18 protein-coding genes are annotated in these 19,629 nt (G+C 72.2%); 9 read left to right on the top strand and 9 right to left on the bottom strand.

Annotation, left to right across the window (positions count from 1 at the left end; genetic code table 11):
• Positions 1 to 38 precede the first annotated feature (38 nt).
• A complete protein-coding gene (locus EDF48_RS10120; protein WP_131879738.1) occupies positions 39 to 1,703 on the bottom strand; it encodes an ABC-F family ATP-binding cassette domain-containing protein in 1,665 nt (554 codons plus the stop codon).
• An 81-nt stretch (positions 1,704 to 1,784) separates the two neighbouring features.
• On the opposite strand from EDF48_RS10120, the gene EDF48_RS10115 reads away from it, so the two are divergent.
• Both EDF48_RS10115 and EDF48_RS10110 read left to right on the top strand, forming a co-directional pair.
• Positions 1,785 to 2,201, top strand: a complete 417-nt coding sequence (locus EDF48_RS10115) for an HIT domain-containing protein (protein ID WP_123294238.1) — start codon at positions 1,785 to 1,787, stop codon at positions 2,199 to 2,201.
• A gap of 84 nt (positions 2,202 to 2,285) precedes the next feature.
• On the top strand, positions 2,286 to 2,591 hold the full coding sequence (locus tag EDF48_RS10110) for an EthD family reductase (protein ID WP_123294430.1): 306 nt from the start codon (positions 2,286 to 2,288) through the stop codon (positions 2,589 to 2,591).
• Positions 2,592 to 2,670: 79 nt separating this feature from the next.
• Here the strand turns inward: EDF48_RS10110 and EDF48_RS10105 are convergent, their stop codons facing one another.
• Complete coding sequence (locus EDF48_RS10105) at positions 2,671 to 3,018, bottom strand: hypothetical protein (protein WP_123339786.1); 348 nt, start codon at positions 3,016 to 3,018, stop codon at positions 2,671 to 2,673.
• 98 nt (positions 3,019 to 3,116) lie between these two features.
• On the opposite strand from EDF48_RS10105, the gene EDF48_RS10100 reads away from it, so the two are divergent.
• Entirely contained in the window at positions 3,117 to 4,016 is a 900-nt protein-coding gene (locus EDF48_RS10100; RefSeq protein ID WP_131879736.1) for an NmrA family NAD(P)-binding protein, read from the top strand.
• 106 nt (positions 4,017 to 4,122) lie between these two features.
• On the opposite strand, the gene EDF48_RS10095 is transcribed toward EDF48_RS10100, so the two are convergent.
• From EDF48_RS10095 to EDF48_RS10085, 3 genes are read right to left on the bottom strand one after another with little or no spacing between them, the layout of a single operon-like run.
• Positions 4,123 to 5,010 carry an alpha/beta hydrolase gene (locus EDF48_RS10095; RefSeq protein ID WP_131879734.1) on the bottom strand — a complete coding sequence of 296 codons (888 nt, stop codon included), beginning with the start codon at positions 5,008 to 5,010 and terminating at the stop codon, positions 4,123 to 4,125.
• Entirely contained in the window at positions 5,007 to 5,690 is a 684-nt protein-coding gene (locus EDF48_RS10090) for a TetR/AcrR family transcriptional regulator (RefSeq protein ID WP_131879732.1), read from the bottom strand. Before EDF48_RS10090 ends, EDF48_RS10095 begins: the two co-directional genes overlap by 4 nt.
• 9 nt (positions 5,691 to 5,699) lie before the next feature.
• The gene (locus tag EDF48_RS10085) at positions 5,700 to 6,464 is read right to left on the bottom strand and encodes an acetoacetate decarboxylase (protein ID WP_123294243.1); all 765 of its coding nucleotides are present in this window, start codon (positions 6,462 to 6,464) and stop codon (positions 5,700 to 5,702) included.
• Positions 6,465 to 6,544: 80 nt separating this feature from the next.
• On the opposite strand from EDF48_RS10085, the gene EDF48_RS10080 reads away from it, so the two are divergent.
• Complete coding sequence (locus EDF48_RS10080; RefSeq protein ID WP_131879730.1) at positions 6,545 to 7,411, top strand: 3-hydroxyacyl-CoA dehydrogenase NAD-binding domain-containing protein; 867 nt, start codon at positions 6,545 to 6,547, stop codon at positions 7,409 to 7,411.
• Between the two features lie 55 nt (positions 7,412 to 7,466).
• Positions 7,467 to 8,912 carry an amidase gene (locus EDF48_RS10075; RefSeq protein ID WP_131879728.1) on the top strand — a complete coding sequence of 482 codons (1,446 nt, stop codon included), beginning with the start codon at positions 7,467 to 7,469 and terminating at the stop codon, positions 8,910 to 8,912.
• A 168-nt stretch (positions 8,913 to 9,080) separates the two neighbouring features.
• Here the strand turns inward: EDF48_RS10075 and EDF48_RS10070 are convergent, their stop codons facing one another.
• From EDF48_RS10070 to EDF48_RS10060, 3 genes are read right to left on the bottom strand one after another with little or no spacing between them, the layout of a single operon-like run.
• A complete protein-coding gene (locus EDF48_RS10070) occupies positions 9,081 to 10,736 on the bottom strand; it encodes an extracellular solute-binding protein (RefSeq protein ID WP_131879726.1) in 1,656 nt (551 codons plus the stop codon).
• A gap of 47 nt (positions 10,737 to 10,783) precedes the next feature.
• Complete coding sequence (locus EDF48_RS10065) at positions 10,784 to 11,677, bottom strand: carbohydrate ABC transporter permease (RefSeq protein WP_123294247.1); 894 nt, start codon at positions 11,675 to 11,677, stop codon at positions 10,784 to 10,786.
• Positions 11,674 to 12,657: an ABC transporter permease subunit gene (locus EDF48_RS10060; RefSeq protein ID WP_123294248.1), complete on the bottom strand. Its 984-nt coding sequence runs from the start codon at positions 12,655 to 12,657 to the stop codon at positions 11,674 to 11,676. Before EDF48_RS10060 ends, EDF48_RS10065 begins: the two co-directional genes overlap by 4 nt.
• A gap of 109 nt (positions 12,658 to 12,766) precedes the next feature.
• On the opposite strand from EDF48_RS10060, the gene EDF48_RS10055 reads away from it, so the two are divergent.
• The 4 genes from EDF48_RS10055 (at position 12,767) to EDF48_RS10040 (ending at position 17,751) form a co-directional block, all read left to right on the top strand.
• A complete protein-coding gene (locus EDF48_RS10055) occupies positions 12,767 to 13,870 on the top strand; it encodes a substrate-binding domain-containing protein (RefSeq protein WP_131879724.1) in 1,104 nt (367 codons plus the stop codon).
• A gap of 200 nt (positions 13,871 to 14,070) precedes the next feature.
• A complete protein-coding gene (locus tag EDF48_RS10050) occupies positions 14,071 to 15,111 on the top strand; it encodes a hydroxyacid dehydrogenase (protein ID WP_131879722.1) in 1,041 nt (346 codons plus the stop codon).
• A gap of 85 nt (positions 15,112 to 15,196) precedes the next feature.
• Positions 15,197 to 17,095 (top strand): heparinase II/III family protein, encoded by a 1,899-nt coding sequence (locus EDF48_RS10045; RefSeq protein ID WP_131879720.1) that lies wholly within the window; start codon positions 15,197 to 15,199, stop codon positions 17,093 to 17,095.
• Positions 17,092 to 17,751, top strand: a complete 660-nt coding sequence (locus EDF48_RS10040; protein WP_165932368.1) for a ThuA domain-containing protein — start codon at positions 17,092 to 17,094, stop codon at positions 17,749 to 17,751. Before EDF48_RS10045 ends, EDF48_RS10040 begins: the two co-directional genes overlap by 4 nt.
• A gap of 91 nt (positions 17,752 to 17,842) precedes the next feature.
• On the opposite strand, the gene EDF48_RS10035 is transcribed toward EDF48_RS10040, so the two are convergent.
• Positions 17,843 to 19,420, bottom strand: coding sequence for a DUF4832 domain-containing protein (locus EDF48_RS10035; protein WP_131879716.1), 1,578 nt, complete (start codon positions 19,418 to 19,420; stop codon positions 17,843 to 17,845).
• Between the last annotated feature and the right edge of the window lie 209 nt (positions 19,421 to 19,629).

The raw sequence follows: 19,629 nt of genomic DNA, 5'->3' as shown, positions 1-19,629 counted from the left end.
GCGTGCGCTCGTCGTCTGGGTGTGTGCTCCTGGTGTCGTCAGCGTTCGGTGACCCGGCCGGCGTCGACGTGCCACTGCCGGTCGAGGCGGACGGTCTCCAGCATGCGCCGGTCGTGCGTGACGAGCAGCAGGGTGCCGTCGTACGACTCCAGCGCCTGTTCGAGCTGCTCGATGGCCACCAGGTCGAGGTGGTTCGTCGGTTCGTCGAGCACGAGCACGTTCACCCCGCGGGCCTGCAGCAGCGCCAGTCCGGCGCGGGTCCGTTCGCCGGGGGAGAGCGCCGACGCGGGCCGTCCGACGTGGTCGGCCTTCAGCCCGAACTTCGCGAGCAGCGTCCGGACGTCGGCAGTGGTGTACTCGGGCACGATCGCCTCGAACGCCGCGGCGAGTGACTGGTCGCCGGTGAAGGCCGCACGGGCCTGGTCGACCTCGCCGACGGCGACGCTCGACCCGAGCGAGGCGGTGCCGGTCGTCGGCGCCTGCTTGCCGAGCAGTGCCCGGAGCAGCGTGGACTTGCCGGCGCCGTTCGGTCCGGTGATGCCGATGCGGTCGCCGCCGTCGACCTGCAACGACACCGGGCCGAGCGTGAAGTCGCCCTGCGTGAAGGTGGCGTCGGACAGGGTGGCCACGACGGCCGAGGACCGGGGCGCGCTGCCGATCGTGAACTCGAGCTGCCACTCCTTGCGGGGCTCCTCGACCTCGTCGAGTCGCGCGATGCGGGACTCCATCTGGCGGACCTTCTGCGCCTGCTTCTCGCTCGACTCCGAGGCGGCCTTGCGCCGGATCTTGTCGTTGTCCGGGGCCTTCTTCATGGCGTTGCGCACGCCCTGGCTCGACCACTCGCGCTGTGTGCGGGCACGGGAGACCAGGTCGGCCTTGGTGGAGGCGTAGTCCTCGTACGCGTCGCGCTTGTGCTGCCGGGCGATCTCGCGTTCCTCGAGGAACGAGTCGTAGCCGCCGCCGAACAGCCGGTTGGACGACTGCGCCAGGTCGAGCTCGAGCACGCTCGTCACCGACCGTGCCAGGAACTCCCGGTCGTGGCTGACGAGCACGACCCCGCCGCGGATGCCCCGGACGAACCCCTCGAGCCGGTCCAGCCCGTCGAGGTCGAGGTCGTTGGTGGGCTCGTCGAGCAGGACGATGTCGAACCGCGACAGCAGCAGCGCCGCCAGCCCGACCCGAGCGGCCTGCCCACCGGACAGCGCGGTCATGAGCGAGTCCGGCCCGACGCCGTCGTCATCGGTTCCGGTCTCGAGGCCGAGGTCGGCCAGGACGGCGGGGATCCTGTCCTCCAGATCAGCGGCGCCCGCGGCGAGCCAGCGGTCGAGCGCCGTCGAGTAGCGGTCCGCGGCAGCGTCGCCGGCGTCCGGGTCGCCGAGCGCGGCAGCCGCGGCGTCCATGGCCTCGGTCGCCTCGGCCGAGCCGGTCCGTCGGGCGATGTACGCGGCGACGGTCTCGCCCGCGATCCGCTCGTGCTCCTGGGGGAGCCAGCCGACGAACGCGTCGGTCGGTGCGAGCGACACCGTGCCGGCCAGGGGCTCGTCGACACCCGCCAGCAGTCGGAGCAGGGTGGACTTGCCGGCACCGTTCACGCCGACGACGCCGATCACGTCGCCCGGTGCCACCGTGAGGTCGAGGGAGTCGAACAGCGTGCGAGCGGCGTACCCGCCGGACAGGCCCTTGGCGACGAGCGTGGCGGTCATGCGCCAATCGTCCCACGCGGCGGCGCGCGCACGGCACCGCCCTCGGAGCGCCCGGTGCTCCGGGTGCAGCACACTGGACGGATGGCATCCTGCGTCTTCTGCGCGATCATCGCCGGCGACGAACCGGCCGTGTGGGTCGAGCGCGAGGACCACGCCGTCGCGTTCGCGCCGCTGCCCGGGTCCGCGCTCGCACCCGGGCACACGCTCGTCGTACCGGTCGAGCACGCCGACGACCTGCTCGGTGCCGCCCCGGTGGCACTGGCCGCCACCGTCGCGCTCGCGCAGCGTGTCGCACGGGCGATGCGGGGCGCACTCGGCGCCACCGGCACCGTCGTGCTGCAGGCCTCCGGCGCCGATGCCGGGCAGAGCGTGCGGCACCTGCACTTCCACGTCGTGCCGTGCTGGCCGGACGACGGCACGACGCACTGGCCGGAGCCGCCCTCGGCACACGTCGTCGACGGTGACCCGCACGCACTCCTCGCCGAGATGTTCGAGTAGCCGATCCCGGGCAGCGGTGCGCGGAACGGAGTGGAGTGGGCGCTGCACCGTCACCCGTCCCACCGACACCCGCAGGAGCACACCATGACCACGAAGATCACCCTGATCATCGACAACCCGGCCGACCCGTCGGCGTTCGAGCAGTCCTACGTGGAGCTCGAGGCACTCGCCGCGAAGCTGCCCGGCCTGCAGCGCCTCGAGGCGGCGAAGGTCTGGCCGAAGGAGGACGGCACGCCGACACCGGCGCACCGCACCCTCGACCTGTACTTCGCCTCGTACGGGGATGCCTCCGACGCGGTGGCGACCGCCGAGGCCGGCGCGTTCTTCCAGCAGCTCGGCGGCACGGGTGCCACGTTCACCGGTCTGTTCTCCGACATCGAGCACGAGTAGCGCCGGGCCGGGCCTGGTGCTGGGCCCGGGTCTCGGGCTCAGCGACACTCCTCGGGTCCCGCGCCGCGTGGAGTGTCGCTCAGCGCGAACCTCGGCCCGGCAGGTCCGGCACGCCCGGCAGGCCCGGCACCGGCACCGGCGCCAACCGGCCCGCGCCGACGGGCAGCACACCCGCGCGGTACTCGAGCACCTCGGCATCGCCGACGGTCACCGTCGCCGCACCGAAGCGCCATGCCCGGTTGAACAGGTACACCCCGATCACGGTCCGGCCGTCGTCGGCGACCGCCCATGTGCCCGTGCCCCACTGCGCCGGGTGCCCGACCCCGTCGATCGTGACGGTCGGGCGGGCGAACCAGGTGAGCAGGGGGCGAGCGAGCCGGAGCTCGATCCGGCGCTTCGTCGTGCCGGAGGGGAGAGTCGTGTCCACCTCCGCAGGATAGGGCCACAGAACCCGGCGCCAGCGCACCGGCGCCGCCGCCAGCGCACCTGTGCCCGCCGCACCCCCGCACCCGTAGCGTGGCCGCCATGACCACCACCGTCCTCGTCGCCGGCGCCACCGGAGACCTCGGCGGACGCATCGTCCGCGAGCTCCTGCAGCACGACACCCGCGTCCGCGTCCTCACCCGCCCGTCCAGCACCGGCGCCCAGCGGCAGTTCGCCGACGACGACCGCATCGACGTCGTCACCGCGGACTACACGGACGCACCGGCGCTGGTCACGGCGCTCGCCGGGGTCGACGTCGTCGTCTCCACGGTCAGCGGCACCCGCGCGGTGATCGTGGACGCCCAGCGCGCCCTGCTCGACGCCGCGGTCCAGGCCGGTGTCCCGCGGTTCATCCCCTCGGACTACGCCGCCGACTACCGTTCGATCACGCCCGGCTCGAACCGGAACTTCGAGCTCCGCCGCGAGTTCGCCGCCGCCCTCGACGCCGCGCCGATCCGTGCGACCTCGGTGCTGAACGGGGCGTTCACGGACATGCTCACCGGTCAGGCGCCGCTGATCCTGTTCGACCGCCAGCGGGTGCTCTACTGGTCGTCGGCCGACCAGGTCCTCGACTTCACCACGAAGGACGACGTCGCGCGCGTGACGGCGCTCGTCGCACTCGACGCGGACGCACCCCGTGTGGTCGAGGTCGCCGGTGACCGCGTGACGGCACGGTCGATCGCCGACACGATGTCCCGATTGACCGGCACCCCGTTCCGGTTGCAGTGGGCGGGGACGACCGGCACGCTGTCGGCGATGGCACGGATCGGCCGTCGACTGTCGAAGGACGACGCTGAACCGTTCCCGGCCTGGCAGGGCATGCAGTACTTCGTGAGCATGTTCAGCGGCGAGGCGGAGCTCCACCACGTCGACGACGACCGCTCCGGTCCGCACGGGTGGACGAGCGTCCGCGACGTGCTCGCCGCCCACCTGGGCGTCTGATGGTCTGACGGTCTGACCGGGAGGCCCGCCCCGCGTCGCGCAGGACGGCCGGCGGTCCGCCGCCGTGGCCGTCACGGGCACGCGCCGGCCGGTCCTGCGCTGACGGTCAGGCGCCGCGGACGGCCCTGACGATCTCCTGCCGTGCTGCTCGTCCGCTGCGCGTCGGCAGCAGTGGGAACACGTGCAGGGCGCCGGGGCGCTCGCGCAGCGTGACGTCCACGCCCGCGGACCGGGCGGCCGCGACGAGCAGGTGCGCGTCGGGGTTCAGCACGTCGTGGGTCCCGGTGTGGACGAGCATCGGGCCGAGGCCGTGGAACGAACCGGCCAGGGGACTGACGACCGGGTCGTCGATCGACAGGCCGTCGGCCCACAGGTGACCGAGGACACGGCCCCCGTCGCGACCGAGCCACGGGTCGCTCGGCTGCACCTCGGGGATGCGCGGGTTCGAGAAGCCGAGGTCGAGCGCCGGTGACACCAGGACGGTCCGGAGCGACGGGACGCCCTGGTCGCGCAGGGTCTGGGCGACGGACAGCGCGATCTGCCCACCGGCGGAGTCACCGGCCAGCTGCACCCGTCCGCGCCGGTCGATGACGCGGCGTGCGACGTCGAGGACCAGGTCGTGCGCCTGCCGAGCGTTGCCGTCCGGCAGGAGTCGGTAGATCGGCACGGTCACGGTGGCGCGCGCCTCGGCGGCGAGCTGGGCGATGAGCGCCCAGTGCTGCGGGGCGATCTCGTGGACCCACCCGCCGCCGTGCACGTACACGACGTCGCGGAGCGGTGGCTGGCGGCTCGGCGTCACGGTGTACACCGGGGTGCCGCCCTGCCGGTGGACGTCGACGCGCACGTCGGGCCGGAGGCGCTTCGGTGGTCCGAACGGCTCGGGGCGGAGGGCCTGTCGGCGGACCGCTCGGTGCGCTCCCGCTTCGGTGACGAACGGCGCGTTCGCGTGCGTGGCCCGCAGGAACAGCGGGACCGCGGCTTCGGGGACGATCACGCTGTACCTCCTGTGTCGTCGGTGTCGTCGGCACCGTCGGGCTCGCGCGCCGGCTCGCTGAGTCCGAGGAGTGCGCCCCGCACCGCGGCGACGCGGATGGTCGCGGCGTCGTCGTAGAGCACCGTCTGGCTGACCGCGCCGACGTGCGCGGCGACGACCGCCCGGGTGAAGACGTCCGGGGCGACGGTCAGTCGCCGGCCCTGTGCCGTGACCGACTCGACGAGCAGCGGTTCGAGTGCCGCGTGGAAGGCGTCGGTGTGCGCTCGGAGCAGTGCCCGGAGCTCGGGTTCGTGTCGCGCCCGGGACAGCAGGACCGAGCGGATCGCGTACCACTTGCCCTCGGGGGGCAGGCCGCCGAGGACCCCGGAGACGATCGCGTCGACGGACTGCGGGTCGGTCGTGCCGAGCGCGGCCCGGAAGCCGTCCTCGAGCCGCTCGACGACCACGGCCTCCTGCGCTTCGTACACCGCGAAGAAGAGCTCGTCGGTCGTCGCGAAGTTCGAGTAGAAGGCCCCGCGCGTGAACCCCGCACGCGCGACGATCGCCTCGACGCTGGCCGAGGCCGATCCGGTCTCGTCGAACAGCGCCTCGGCCGCGCGGACGAGCTCCGCGCGGGTGCTGCTGCGCCGCCGGGTGGGGCGGGCGGTTGCGGCGGTGTCGTCGCTCACTCGTGGGGACATCGGCTCATCCTAGGAGGCGTCGTCCGACCGGCGCGGGTCGGCCAGGTAGTCGTGCACGGACCGCACCGGCGCGAGCGTCAGGTCGGTCAGGACGTGCGAGGCGCTGATGACCTCGAGCACCGGCAGGTCGGCCATCGGCGCGAGGGCGTGCTCGAACAGCTGCAGGCGGGCGGGCCCGGTCCAGGCCCCCTTCACGACGATGTCGGTGATCTCGGTCCGAACGAGATCGGCGGCGCGCAGCCCCAGGGTCGTCACGTCGGGGACGAGCTTCACCATCCAGGTCGGCACCGTGATCTGCGCCGCGGCCTCGACCGGGTCCATCGGTTCCCACTGGTACGCCATGGTCGCCGTCGCCACGCGCTCGGCACCGCGGTCGAGCGTGCCGACGAGGGCGCCCTGGTCGACGCGCAACCCCGGGGTCCCGAGCACCTTCGGGTAGGCGCTCAGTTCGCGACCGGCGAGCGTCGCCGCGGAGTTGTCGAGGTACATGGCGTGCAGGTACTCGCCGACCTCGCCGTCGTGGGTGACCTGGATCGCCTGACCGGACTCGACGTAGGGGCCGTAGCCGTCGACGTCACCCATCTTCATGACCTCGAACCGGACCAGCGGCGCGTCGACCTGCAGCGGCTCCGGCACGACGGCGCGGAGGGCGTCGGGGTCGGTCCGGTACACGACGTTGAAGTACTCGCGATCGGTGAAGCGCGTCGGGCGCAGCGGGTAGACCGGCCCGGTGAGGGGGGTGGTGGCGTGGCGGAGGACGTCCGAGGCCTGCATGGGAACTCCTTGTCGAGTTGCGATACGTTCCGTACTGAGTACGTTGTGTATCGAACGTACACCCGAGAACGAAGGACACCATGGGCTTCTCCCTGCCGACCGACATCCGCAACCGACCCGTCACCGTGATCGGCGGTGGGACCCTCGGTCGTCGCATCGCCCTGGTGTTCGCCAGCGCCGGTGGCGAGTCCCGCGTGTACGACCTCGCCGAGCCGGTCCGCACGGCCGCCGTCGAGTACGTCGAGCGCGAGCTCCCGGCGCTCGCCGCGGCGCGGGACGGGGGCGCGGTCGGCACCGTCCGCGCGTTCGACGACCTGGATGAGGCCGTCGCCGGTGCGTGGCTCGTCGTCGAGGCGATCCCGGAGCGACTCGACCTCAAGACGACGGTGTTCGGGCAGCTCGACCGCGCCGTCGGGGCGGACACGATCCTGGCGAGCAACTCGTCGTCGTACGCGAGCCGACTCGTGATCGACGAGGTCGAGCACCCGGAGCGCGTGCTGAACATGCACTTCTACATGCCGCCGGCGCAGAACGCCGTCGACCTGATGAGCGACGGGGAGACCGACCCGGCGGTCATCGACCTGCTGCTCGAGGTCCTGCCGACCTACGGCGTCCGGCCGTTCGTCGCCCGCAAGGAGTCGACCGGGTTCATCTTCAACCGCATCTGGGCGGCCATCAAGCGCGAGTCCCTGGCGGTCGTGGCCGACGGGGTCTCCACGCCGGAGGACGTCGACGCCATGTTCGCGGTGAACACCGGTTCGCCCGCGGGGCCGTTCCGGATGATGGACCAGGTGGGGCTCGACGTCGTCCTGGACATCGAGGAGCACTACGCGGCGGAGGACCCGCACCTGCCCGAGGGCCCGCGGCAGCTGCTCCGGCAGTACGTCGACGCGGGGCACCTTGGCGTGAAGACCGGCCGCGGCTTCTACGCGTACGACCAGCACTGACGGTCGACCAGCACTGAAGCACGACCGGCACCGTCGCCGCCTAGGCTCGGGAACCGTGTTCGAACTCCACCACCTCGCCGCGCAGGAACTCTGGGACTGGATCCGCCGGGGGGAGGCGACCGCGCTCGAGGTGACGGAGCACTACCTCGCCCGCATCGAGCGCCTCGACCCGGCCCTCGGTGCGTTCGTGACGGTCACGGCGGACGCCGCGCGCACGAGAGCCGACCGTCTCGGGCACCTGGTGCCGACGTCCAGACCGTTGTGGGGCCTCCCGTCCGCCGACAAGGACCTGTACGACCGCGCCGGGGTCCCCACGCGCTCCGGCACCGCGAGTCTGCCGGAGCGCCCTGCCGGGGCCGACCACCCGCTCGTCGCGGCGCTCGACGCCGCCGGCACGGTGAGCCTCGGCAAGACGGCGTCGCCGGAGTTCGGGATGTCCTCGTCGTCGGAGACGCGGTTCGGCGTGACGCGGAACCCCTACGACACGACCCGCGCGCCCGGTGGGTCGTCGAGCGGGGCGGCGGTCGCCGTGGCGGCCGGGCTGCTGCCCGCGGCCGTCGGGTCCGACGGCGGGGGATCGGTCCGGATCCCGGCCGCCGCGACCGGACTCGTCGGTCTGAAGCCGAGCCGCGGGCGTGTGCCGGCGATGCCCGGTCGCTCCGGTGTCGGCGGGCTCTCCGTCGCCGGGCCGCTGACCCGGTCCGTCGCGGACGCAGGGATGCTGCTCGACGCCCTCGTCGCGCCGACCGGCCTGCCGGAACCGTCGCCGTACGCCCTGGTCACGCCGTCGCGCGGTGACGGCCCGTTCACCGCGGCGGCCGTCCGCGGTGAGGGACGCTTCGTCGTCGGGCTGCTCGACGGTTCACCGTGGGACGACACCGTCGACGTCGTGGTCGACCCCGCGGCGCGCGCTGCCGTCGAGACCGCTGTGCGGGTGCTCGGCGAATTGGGGCACGGCGTCGAGGACGTGCAGATGCCGCGGGCGCCGTACGCCGACGCGTTCCGGGTGGCGTGGGAGAGCTCCGCGGCGCGGCTGCCGATGGTCCCCGGCATCGACCTGACGGCGCTCACGCCGCTGGTGGCGTGGCTCGTGGAGCGGGGACAGCGGCTCACCGGCACGCAGGTGCTCGACGCGATGACCGTGCTCGACACGTTCTCGGCGACGCTGATCGGTGCGTTCGACCGGTTCGACGCCGTCCTGTCACCGACCCTCGCACTGACCCCGCGGCCGCTCGGCTGGTACGGCGACGACCCGGACGAGGACTTCCGCCGCCAGTGCGCGTACTCGCCGTGGACCTCGATGGCGAACGTGGCCGGGCTGCCCGCGATCACCCTGCCCGTCGGGGTCACCGCCGACGACCACCCGGACGGCGGCGGCCTGCCGATGGGCGTCCAGTTGATCGGGCGTCCCGGGGGCGAGCGGGTGCTGCTCGCGATCGGGGCCCAGCTCGAGCGGCGGCTGCGCTGGCAGCGGCGGCACCCGGCTGCCTGGACCGCCTGACCGCCTGCGCGGGGGTCGACGCGTGTGCAGGTTCCGACGATCCACGCGTCGATCGACTCGTGGAACGTCGCACCATGCACGTGCATCGGATGCGTGTGCATGGTGCGACGAAGCACCCGGTGATCGACTGGTGGAACGTCGCAGAACGCGTGCGAGCCGCCGCCCGGGCTAGCTCTGCTTCTCGATCGCCTCGGAGTACTCGCGGCGCATCTTGTCCCCGGCGGCCGACACCCACGTCGCCCGCGCGGCCTTCACCTTCGCCAGGTTCGTCCGCCCGAGCACGTAGTCGTTGCACACGCTGTTGAACGCGGTGCTCGCCGACGCCGTCGCCGCGGCCGAGGGGGAGTAGAAGCCGTCCACCGGGTTCTTCACGAGCATGTCCTGCGTCTTGGTCTGGTACTGGTGCGACTGCCGCAGCTGCTCGTCGATGCGGACCGCGGTGTTCAGCACCTGCGGGCCGGCGCCGAGGCGGTACAACGCGCTGGCGTTGATGGTCTGCTCGCCGGCCTTCGTCAGCGTCGCGTCCGGGCCGCTGCCGGTGTGGTGGACGCCCTTCTCGCCGTGGGTCAGCGTGAACGCCTCCTTCGACCCGAACGGTGCGGAGAGGTAGTCGATGAGCCGGAGCTGGGCCCTGATGCGTTCGGGCGTCGTCTTCTTCAGGGCGGCGAACGAGAAGCTCGACGTGCCCTGGTAGTTCGCACCGGGGCCGCCCGTCGCTCCGAAGGGCACGATGCCGCCCGTGACGATCCCCTTCGGCATGGACACGTCGAGCAGTGCGGAGATGCCGTCGAGGTGCATGAGCACGGTGCCGTTGTTGATGTACGTCTTCGCCTTCGCGCTCTCGAGGCTCGGGGTGTCCGGGTGGAAGACGCCGAGGTTCCAGAGCTTCTTGACGTAGCCGAGGGTCTCGAGCCACGCGTCGGTCTCGTTCTTGTGGGTGAGTTCGCCGCCCTTCGACATCGCCCACTGGTTCGGCACGCCGAAGGTGGCGCCGATGAAGTCGTACGCCCAGTCGACGCCGCTCGCCCCGCCCTGGCCGGCGATCGCGTACCGGCCGGCCTTGGCGTCGGTGACGGCCGTGCACAGCTCGGTGAACTCGTCCTTGTCCTTCGGGGCCGGTGCTGCGCCCGTCAGCTGCTCGATGAGGTCGGGGCGGCAGATCATCACCGACCCGAACGGCGGCCGGTGCTCGGGGACGCCGTAGATCTTCCCGTTGATGCGGGCGCTCCGCCACGACGCGGTGGGGATGTTCGCCAAGTTCGGGTAGTCCTTGACGGCGTCGCCGGAGAGGTGCTCCGACAGGTCCGCGAACTTCGCGTCGAGCAGCTGCGGGAACCGGGGCGGCATCGCGAACGTCAGGAACTCGACGATGCCCGGGATGTCGTTGCCGGCGGTCATCGTCGCGAACTTCGCGGCGAACGAGTCGCCGGGCACGAACGTCAGGTCGTACTCGGTGTCCGTCAGGCCCCCGACGTACTCGAGGAACGAGTTCTGCGCCGGCGGCGGCGCCGCGTAGGTCACGACGAACCCGGTGGTCTTCTCGCCGTCGCCGACCTTGCCGGTGACCGAGGTGAAGAGCTCGCTGTCCTGCGGGTACGAGTAGTACACGGGCTGGACGACGCCGTTGCCGGGCAGGTCGGGCTTCGGCCCCTTGGTGATGGGGACGTAGGTCGGCAGCGCGGCCACCTGGTCCGAGATGGTCGCGGCGTTGCCGCCGGTGGAGCACCCGGTCAGGCTGCCGGCAGCGCCGAGGGCGACGAGGCCGAAGGCGGCGCCGGAGATGAGGGTCCGGCGGCTGAGGCCGCCGGTCGTGGTGTCGGTCATGGCTTCTCCCTTGAAGCGTCGGGTGGCAGTGGGGTGGTGGGGCCGTGTCAGCCCTTGACGGCGCCCGTCAGGACGCCCTTGGTGAGGTGGCGCTGCACCAGGGGGTAGGCGGCGAGGATCGGGATGATCGCGATCATCACGACGGCCATCTGGATCGACTCCGCCGGCGGCTGCATCGAGGCGTCGGACCCGGCACCGGACACCAGGCTGGAGCCCTGCAGGACGTAGGTGCGCAGCACCAGCTGCAGCGTCCACTTCGTCGAGTCCGACAGGTAGAGCAGCGCGTTGAAGAACGCGTTCCAGTAGCCGACGGCGTAGAACAGGCCGACGACGGCGATGACCGCGCGGGACAGCGGCAGGACGAGCTGCCACAGGATGCGGAACTCGCCGGCGCCGTCGATCTTCGCGCTGTCGATGAGCTCCTGCGGGATGCTCATCATGAAGCCGCGGACGACCACCATGTTGAACACGCTGAACGCGCTCGGCAGGATCAGCGCCCAGTAGTTGTCGAGGAGTCCGAGCTGCTTCACCATCAGGTACAGCGGGATCATCCCCGGCGCGAACAGGAACGTGATGAGCACGAAGGTCAGCAGCGGCCGCTGGAACAGCGAGCCCTGTCGGCTGAGCGCCCACGCGGCGAGCACCGTCGACGCCAGGCTGATGACGGTGCCCACGACCGTGACGAGCAACGTGACCACCACGGCGCGGGTGACGACCCCGCCGGACAGGATCTGCACGTACGCGGACAGGTCGAACGACCGCGGCCACACGACGTAGCCACCGGCAGCGGTGACGTCCGCCTGGCTCGACACGCTCGTCGAGAAGACGATGAGGAACGGGAACAGCACGACGGCGAGGATCAGGACGATCGCGACGGCCTTGAGTGCGAGGACGACGGGTGTGGGTTTTCCGGCCCAGACCGGACGGGCGATGGTGCTCATGACCGTGAATACACTCCCTGCTCACCGAGCATGTGGGCGGCCTTGTTCGCCGCCATGATGAGGACGAACCCGACCAGGCCCTTGACCAGACCGACCGCGATGCCCGTGGACCAGTTCCCGTCGACGACGCCGTGGTAGTAGACGTAGGTGTCGAGGACCTCGGCGGCATCGGCCCCCACGGCGTTCCGTTGCAGGATGATCTGCTCGAACCCGACGGACAGGGCCTCGCCGAGCCGCAGGATCAGCAGGAGCACGATGATGGGACGGATGCCCGGCAGCGTGACGTGCCAGAACCGGCTCCACGCTCCCGACCCGTCGATCGCCGCCGCCTCGTACAGGTTGTCGTCGATCGCCGCGAGCGCTGCCAGGAAGATGATCGTGCCCCAGCCGGCGTCCTTCCAGATCACTTGTGACGTCAGCAGCAGCTTGAACGTCTCCGGGTCGCTCATGATCCCGATGGTCCCCATGTCGAGCTGCCGCAGCGTGTGGTTGACCACACCGCCGGACCCGAGCGACTGCTGGAAGAACCCCACGACGATCACCCACGACAGGAAGTGCGGCAGGTAGAGCACCGACTGCACGGTCGCGCGGAGCCACGGCCACACCAGCGAGTGGATGAGGATGGCCAGCGCGATCGGCACCGGGAAGAACAGGATGAGCTGCAGGAACGTGATCTCCAGCGTGTTCACCGTCGCCCGCCAGAACTCCGGGTCGGCGAACATCAGCTGGAAGTTCGTGAACCCGACCCACGGGCTCTGGGCGATCGGGATGTACGGCTGGTAGTCCATGAACGCGATGACGTTGCCGATCATCGGCACGTACACGAACAGCAGCAGCAGGACCACCGCCGGCGCCACCATGAGCAGCAGCGGGTAGTCGCGCCGCAGCCGAGCGAGGAACGGGACCTTCCGCGGGGCCGGGGCGCCGCCGGACCGGGTGGTCCGGGGCTCGGTGGTCGGATCGACCAGCGTCGCGCTCATGTGGCTCCTTTGCTCACGTGGCTGGGGGTTTCGTCATCCTGTGGCGTCCGTATGATGACGGTCAAGCCGCGGTATTCACCCGCACACGAATCGAACACTGGGAGCGACGATGCACCCGACCAGACGCCACGAACGGATCCTCGCCGAGCTCCGTGTGCACGGGACCCTGTCCGCCTCGGACTTCGCCGAGCGCGAGGGGATCTCGGCCATGACGGTCCGCCGCGACCTGTCCGAACTCGCCGACCGCGGCGTGCTCCGGCGCGTGCACGGCGGCGCCGTCTCCGTCGAGACCCTGCCCACCGCGGGCGCACCGCACCGACCCGCACCCCGCCCCGACCGGGACACCACCGACGGCAGCGGCGCGCTCTTCACCCTCGGGCTCGTGGTCCCCGACCCCGGCTACTACTTCCCGAAGATCGTCGCCGGCGTCGCCGAACGGACCGAGGCCCTGGGCGGCCGCGTCGTGCTCGGCGTCTCCCGCTACGAACCCGCCCGCGAACGCCAGCAGGTCGAACGCCTCATCGCCGCCGGCGTCGACGGGCTGCTCGTCACCACCACCGTCGCCGACGCCTTCACGACCCTCGAGCTCCTCGACCACGCACCGATGCCCGTCGTCGTGGTCGAACGCTCCGTGGTCGAGGCCCCGGTCGGCTCCGCGCTCGAGTCCGTCCGCAGCGACCACGAGTCCGGCGCCGGCATCGCGGTCCGCCACCTCGCCGAACTCGGGCACCGCCGCATCGGCATGGCCGTGTTCGACACCCCGACCACCCCGCAGCTCCGCACCGGGTACGACCGCGCCGTCCGGCAACTCGGCCTCGACCCCGACGCCCCGGTCCAGGTCATCCCGGACGACCAGGGTGTGGGTGCCGCGACCAGGGCCTTCATCGAACGCTGCCTCGCCACCGGCACCACCGCCGTCTTCGTGCACTCCGACCAGTACGCCGTCGAGTTCGTCGAGACCGTCACCGAGATGGGCCTCTCGATCCCGGACGACCTGTCCGTGGTCGCCTACGACGACGAGGTCGCGGCGCTCGCCGGGGTGCCGCTCACCGCGGTCGCGCCCCCGAAGAACGACGTCGGCCGGTTCGCGGCGACGATGTGCTTCGAGCGCATCTCGGCGACGGCGCAGGTCGGCTTCGCCCGTCGGCACATGACCCTGGCGCCGACGTTGAGCGTGCGGGCGTCGACCGCGGCTGTCGTCCCCGGTCCGTGAACGGCCGGCGCGCGATCCACGCGCCCGTCGTGTTCGCTTCGTGAGCGTTTGCGCCCCGCGGCTTGACTCCGCACACCGCCGAACGCTGGCATGGGGACGCCGTACCCCCGGAGAGGAACCGTCCGACGATGACGTCACGCCCCGTCACGCCCCGAGCGCAACCCGCGCCCCGAGCGCAGCCCGCGCCCCCGGCGGTGCCCGTGCCCCCCGCCCCACGCGGCCACGCGCACCGCTCGCCCGTCCCCGTCGCCTTCGTGATGCCCGAGGCGACCTTCACCCGGGTGTTCGACCCCGGCGACCTCGCCGCCCTGCACGCCTCCGACGCCGTCCGGCTGGTCGCCGACCGTCCGCTCGACCCGGACGACCCGTGCGACCTCCCGCTGCTCGCCGACGCCGAGCTGCTCGTCACCGGGTGGGGCAGCCCCGTGCTGTCCGCGGACCGTCTGGACCGGATGCCGCGGCTCCGCGCCGTCGTGCACTCCGCCGGGTCGGTCAAGCCCGTCGTCGACACCGACGTGTGGGAGCGACGGATCGCCGTGGCGTCGAGCGCCGCCGCGAACGCCGTCCCGGTCGCCGAGTTCACGGTCGCGGTGATCGTGCTCGCCGCGAAGCGGGCCTTCGCCAGCGCCGCCGCGCTGCGTTCGGACGAGACCCCGGTCGACGTCGAGGGCTCGTGGCCGGTCGTCGGCATGCACGGCGTGACCGTCGGTGTCGTCGGCGCCTCGCGTGTCGGGCGGGCCGTCATCGAACGGCTCCGCGACTACGACGTCCGCGTGCTCGTGAGCGACCCGTACCTGGACGACGCCGAGGCCGCGCTGCTCGGCGTCACCGCCGTCGACCTCGGCACCCTCGCCGCCTCGAGCGACGTCGTCACCCTGCACGCGCCGCTGCTGCCGTCGACGCGGGGGCTCGTCGACCGTGCCGTGATCGGTCGGATGCGGCCGGGTACCACGCTCGTGAACACCGCGCGCGGGGCGATCGTCGACCAGGACGCCCTCGCCGACCGCCTGGACCGCGGCGACCTGGCCGCCGTCCTCGACGTCACCGAGCCGGAACGCCTGCCACCGGACGCCCGACTGCGGTCGACGCCGAACACCTTCATCACGCCGCACATCGCCGGGTCCCTGGGCAACGAGCTGCGTCGGCTCGCCGACAACGCGGTGCGCGAGACCATCGCGTTCGCGGCCACCGGCGCGTTCACCGACCCCATCGTCCCCGACGGCTTCGCCGTCCAGGCCTGAGGCCCGCCACCAGCCGCCGCCACCAGCTGCCACCCCCCAGCCGCCGCCACCCGTCCACCACCGTCACCACCCGGAGACCCACCCCATGACCGTCACCGTCGACGCCCCGTCCTTCACCGACCGGTTCACCCCGGCAGCGCGCGCGGCGCTCCGTCCGCGCTCGTGGCGACCCGCGCCTCCCGTCAGCGACCGCCCGGCGTGGGCGCACGTCGCGGACGCCGACCGGGAGGCCCTGCTCGCGGTCGCGCACGACCGTCGCGCCGCCGCGGCGGTCACCTTCCCGACCCTCGCCCTGTGGGCGACGTACAGTCGCGACGGGAACCGCCAGCCGTACGAGCGGGCACAGCGGAACCTGCTCGAGTCCGCCGCGACCGCGGCCCTGGCACTCGGCGTTACCGGCGACGCCGAGTGGGCGGACGTGCTCGGCGACCAGGTCTGGCGGATCCTGGAGCTGCGCGCCTGGTGCCTGCCGTCGCACTACGCGCTCCCCGAGGACGGCAGCCGGCCGTTCCTGCCCGTGCCCGGTCGGGACGTGCTCGACCTGTCGGATGCCTACGTCGGCGGCATGCTCGCGGCGATCGACGCGATCGCGGGGGAGCGCCTCGAGCAGGACCGCCCCGGCATCCGCGCGCACGTCCACCACGAGATCCGCCGCCGCGTGCTCGACCCGTGGGAGCAGGAGGTGTACTTCTGGCACGGGGTCGACGGGCCGCCGAACAACTGGGCGCCGTGGATCGTGTCGAACGTGCTCGTGTGCGCCGCCGTGGTCGAGCCCGACCGCGATCGCCTCGCCGCGACGATCGACCGTGCGCTCGTGATCCTCGACCGGTTCCGCGCCGGCTACGACGCCGACGGCAGCTGCGACGAGGGTGCCACGTACTGGTGGTGGGCCGGCGCGACCCTGTTCGAGGCCCTGGACCTGGTCGAGGAGCTCACCGGCGGCGCGTTCGACGGCTTCTCGGTCGAGCCGGTCGCCGCCATGTCCCGGTTCCCGATGGGCATGCAGATCGGCGCCGCGACGCAGGTCAACCACTCCGACGGCTCCCCGGCGCTGGCCGAGAACGCGAACTGGAACCTGCTCGCCCGTTTCGGGGAGCGCGTCGACGACGACCGGGTCGTGCGGCACGCCCGGTGGATGGGCCGGCAGCACGCGTTGCGGTTCGACGGGCAGCTCGCCGCGCTGTTCCGTCGGACGCTCGCCGAACTGCGGGACCCCTCGTGGACCGACGGGCCGGCCGAGCCCGGGATGCCCGCGTCGCTGTGGCTGCCCGGCACCGAGGTCGCCGTCGCCCGTGCTCACGACGGCGCGACCGACGGGTTCGTCCTCGCGGTGAAGGGCGGGCACAACGACGTCAGCCACAACCACAACGACGCCGGCGGGGTGATCGTCTCGCTCGACGGCGAACCGGTGCTCATCGACGTCGGGGTGGGCGTGTACCGCCGCGAGACGTTCATGCCGGAGCACCGCTACGGCATCTGGACGATGCGGAGTGCCTGGCACACCGTCCCGCTGCCGAACGGCGTCGAACAACACGAGGGTGCCGCGTTCCGCGCGACCGGCACCGTGTTCGAGGACGACGGCGACGTCGCGTCGTGGTCCGCCGACCTGACCGCCGCGTACCCGGCGACCGGCGGACTGCGATCGCTCCACCGCACCGCGACGCTCGACCGGGCGGTGTCCCGTGACCGCGCCGCCGAACGCGTGGTCGTCCGCGACACCTGGACGTTCGCGGAGCCCGGCACGATGACCCTGGTGCTCATGACCCGCGACGAACCCGTGCCCGTCGACGGCGGGCTGCGCGTCGGCCCCGCCCACCTGTCCGTCGACATCGATCGGTTCGCGGTGCACGTCGAGCGGCGGGACGTCGACGACGCGAAGCTCGAGCGGGTCTGGGGCCCGGCGGTGCACCGTGTGCGGCTCGTCGCGCGGCACGCGTCCACCGACGGCGAGCACGCGCTCACCGTGACCCGGGCGACACCGTGAGCGCGGTCCTGCTCGGCGGCTCCGGACGCTGGACCGACCCGTGGCACCCCTTCGCCGAGACGAACGCGGCGGTCACGGCGCTCGCTGCGTCGGCAGGCGTCGAGCTCGAGCAACCGGAGGACGTCGACACCGCCCTGGCCGCCTGCGCGACCGGACCCCTGCCGTCGCTCGTCGTCGTCGACGTCGGGCTGCCCCGGGACGACCGCCCCGTCCCGCTCACCGACGCCCGGGCCGGCTTCCACCGCCTGCTCGCGAGCGACGTGCCCCTGCTCGTGCTGCACGTCGCCGCGACGTCGTTCGCCGACGACCCGCACTGGGAGCGTGCCCTCGGCGGGGTGTGGGAGCGCGGCACGACGATGCACCCGCCGTTCGGGCCCGCGGCCGTCCGGGTGGTCGACGCGGCGCACCCGATCACCGCCGGCCTGCCGGACTTCACCCTGGAGGACGAGCGCTACACGCACCTGCGGGTCTCGCCATCGGTGCGGGTCCTGCTCGACCACGAGCACGAGGGGGAGCGGCACCCGCTCGCCTGGGTGCACGAACGACCCGGCGGCGGCACCACCGTCTACGACGCGCTCGGCCACTCCGCCGCGTCGTTCGCGTCGCCGGAGCACCGCGCGTTCCTGACGCGCGCCCTCGCGTTCCTCCTGCGCTGACGTTCCACTTGCGCTGACGGGGTGGGGGCGACCGCCTGGAGGCCCGGTGCCGGTCTCGTGGACCGGCACCGGGCCTCCAGGCAGGCGCGTCTCAGGCGATGGTGACGTCGCCGACGACCAGCCAGCCCGCCTGCTGCGTGCCCTGCGCACCGAGCTCGATGCCGGGGGCGTTGCCCGCGGTGGTGTCGACGATCGCGATGCCCCACCGGTACGCGCCAGCCGCGACGCCGGCCAGCGACGGACGGAACGCGTACGACGTCGGCGAGCCCTTCAACCACGTCGACGGGTCGGACGCGCTGTCCACGAACGTCTTCGCGACGCTGCCGTCCGCACGGAGCAACGCGACGGCCGCCTTGTACTTGCCGTTCCACACCGGCAGGTTGTCGGGCAGGTAGCCCCAACCGGTGTTCGTCCACTCGTGCGTGACCTCGACCGTCGCGCCGGCGGACGCCGAACCGGGCACGACCACGCGCGACGGGTGCAGGCGGTAGCCGCCCTCGGCGTCGAACCGCTGCGTCAACGGGAAGGTCTGCGCCGCGAACCACGACAGGGCCTCGCCGTTCCGCAGGTCCATCATGTTCACGTGCGCCTCGACCGAGTCGTCGAACTCGCCCTGACGGACGTCGGCGGTCGTCACGTACCCGCGCGGGTCCTGCGTGACGTCGTGCTGGGCGGTGACCCACCCGCCCTCCATGATGATCGGCCGCCGGTACCGCCACTTCGCGGCCATCGACTTCTCCCAGTCCGCGTAGTACGTGGTCATGCCGAAGGCGTCATGGCGCAGGACGTAGCCCTTCTCGTACGCACCGTCGAGCATCCGCTCGCTCTCGGGGTCCGGGGTGCCCCAGTCCTTCGGGCCCCCGATCATCCGGTGGTAGTTCAACGCCAGCGGTACCCGGGTGAAGTGCTCCTGGTACAGGTCGATGATCCAGTCGAACACCGGCTCGCGGTTCGCGGCGTCCTGGTAGAGCATCGAGTGGCCCTCACCCCACTTGCCGAGCCCGTACCCGTCGATGAAGTCCGTCGTGGCCGGGTCGTCGTACTGCTTGCCGAAGGCCGCGACGAACGCGGCGTACTTCGCCTGGAACACCGGGTCGTCCGGGTACGGACTCCACACGGTCTTGCTGCCGGTCTGCGTCTCGTACCCGGCGGCCCCGGCGGCACGCACCCACGCGGGCGTGAAGTCCGACGACTTGTCGCGACTGTCCACCACGACGCGGAAGGCCAGCCGCAGCCCACGGCGACGGGCCTCGGCGAGGATGCCCGCGAACGCCGCGTTCGTGTCCCAGCCGTACACGCCCTCGGACGGCTCGAGGATCGTCCACGAGACCCGCATGTACATGACCGAGGCGTGGTCGGACACCGTGACCGTGGTGCCGTCGGGCAGCGGGACGTCGTCGTACTGCGTCCAGTAGTTCGCGGGCGGTGCCGACGAGCCGTACAGCGCCCAGCCGTTGAGCGGGTTCCGCAGGACCGTGGTGGTGTCGGCGGCGAACTCCCGCTCGACCGCGGCGGCGAGGTGCGGGCGACCGGGGTGGCCGGGGCCGGGGCCGGCGCGGCCGTGGGCGCTCGCCGGTGTGCTGCCGAGCACCCCGCTCGCTGCCGATGCGGTGGCGACGATGCCGAGTCCGAGTGCCGTGCGCCTGGTGATGTCGTGCGACTTGCTCATGCGTTCTCCCCTTCGAGAAACGATCGGTGCAGGTCGATCGTCTCGGCGTCCCGCTCAGTGGGCAAGGAGTCCCGCCCAGTCGAACAGGAGTCGCACACCCCTCGCGACGCGATGGGGAGCGAGGCGGGTGCGTGTGCATGTTCCGACAGGCCACGCGTCGATCACCTCGTGGATCGTCGCACCATGCACGTGCATGCGGTGCGTGTGCA

The sequence above is a fragment of the Curtobacterium sp. PhB191 genome (assembly GCF_004346515.1).
Lineage (GTDB): Bacteria > Actinomycetota > Actinomycetes > Actinomycetales > Microbacteriaceae > Curtobacterium.
The sequence above is the reverse complement of the archived record's forward strand: the minus strand, read 5'-3'. Positions and strand labels throughout refer to the sequence as shown.

Excerpts from the sequence above, each read along its gene's own strand:
- EDF48_RS10120 (WP_131879738.1), bottom strand. The coding sequence starts at position 1,703 with ATGACCGCCACGCTCGTCGCCAAGGGCCTGTCCGGCGGGTACGCCGCT.
- EDF48_RS10115 (WP_123294238.1), top strand. The coding sequence starts at position 1,785 with ATGGCATCCTGCGTCTTCTGCGCGATCATCGCCGGCGACGAACCGGCC.
- EDF48_RS10110 (WP_123294430.1), top strand. The coding sequence starts at position 2,286 with ATGACCACGAAGATCACCCTGATCATCGACAACCCGGCCGACCCGTCG.
- EDF48_RS10100 (WP_131879736.1), top strand. The coding sequence starts at position 3,117 with ATGACCACCACCGTCCTCGTCGCCGGCGCCACCGGAGACCTCGGCGGA.
- EDF48_RS10090 (WP_131879732.1), bottom strand. The coding sequence starts at position 5,690 with ATGTCCCCACGAGTGAGCGACGACACCGCCGCAACCGCCCGCCCCACC.
- EDF48_RS10085 (WP_123294243.1), bottom strand. The coding sequence starts at position 6,464 with ATGCAGGCCTCGGACGTCCTCCGCCACGCCACCACCCCCCTCACCGGG.
- EDF48_RS10080 (WP_131879730.1), top strand. The coding sequence starts at position 6,545 with ATGGGCTTCTCCCTGCCGACCGACATCCGCAACCGACCCGTCACCGTG.
- EDF48_RS10070 (WP_131879726.1), bottom strand. The coding sequence starts at position 10,736 with ATGACCGACACCACGACCGGCGGCCTCAGCCGCCGGACCCTCATCTCC.
- EDF48_RS10065 (WP_123294247.1), bottom strand. The coding sequence starts at position 11,677 with ATGAGCACCATCGCCCGTCCGGTCTGGGCCGGAAAACCCACACCCGTC.
- EDF48_RS10060 (WP_123294248.1), bottom strand. The coding sequence starts at position 12,657 with ATGAGCGCGACGCTGGTCGATCCGACCACCGAGCCCCGGACCACCCGG.
- EDF48_RS10055 (WP_131879724.1), top strand. The coding sequence starts at position 12,767 with ATGCACCCGACCAGACGCCACGAACGGATCCTCGCCGAGCTCCGTGTG.
- EDF48_RS10045 (WP_131879720.1), top strand. The coding sequence starts at position 15,197 with ATGACCGTCACCGTCGACGCCCCGTCCTTCACCGACCGGTTCACCCCG.
- EDF48_RS10035 (WP_131879716.1), bottom strand. The coding sequence starts at position 19,420 with ATGAGCAAGTCGCACGACATCACCAGGCGCACGGCACTCGGACTCGGC.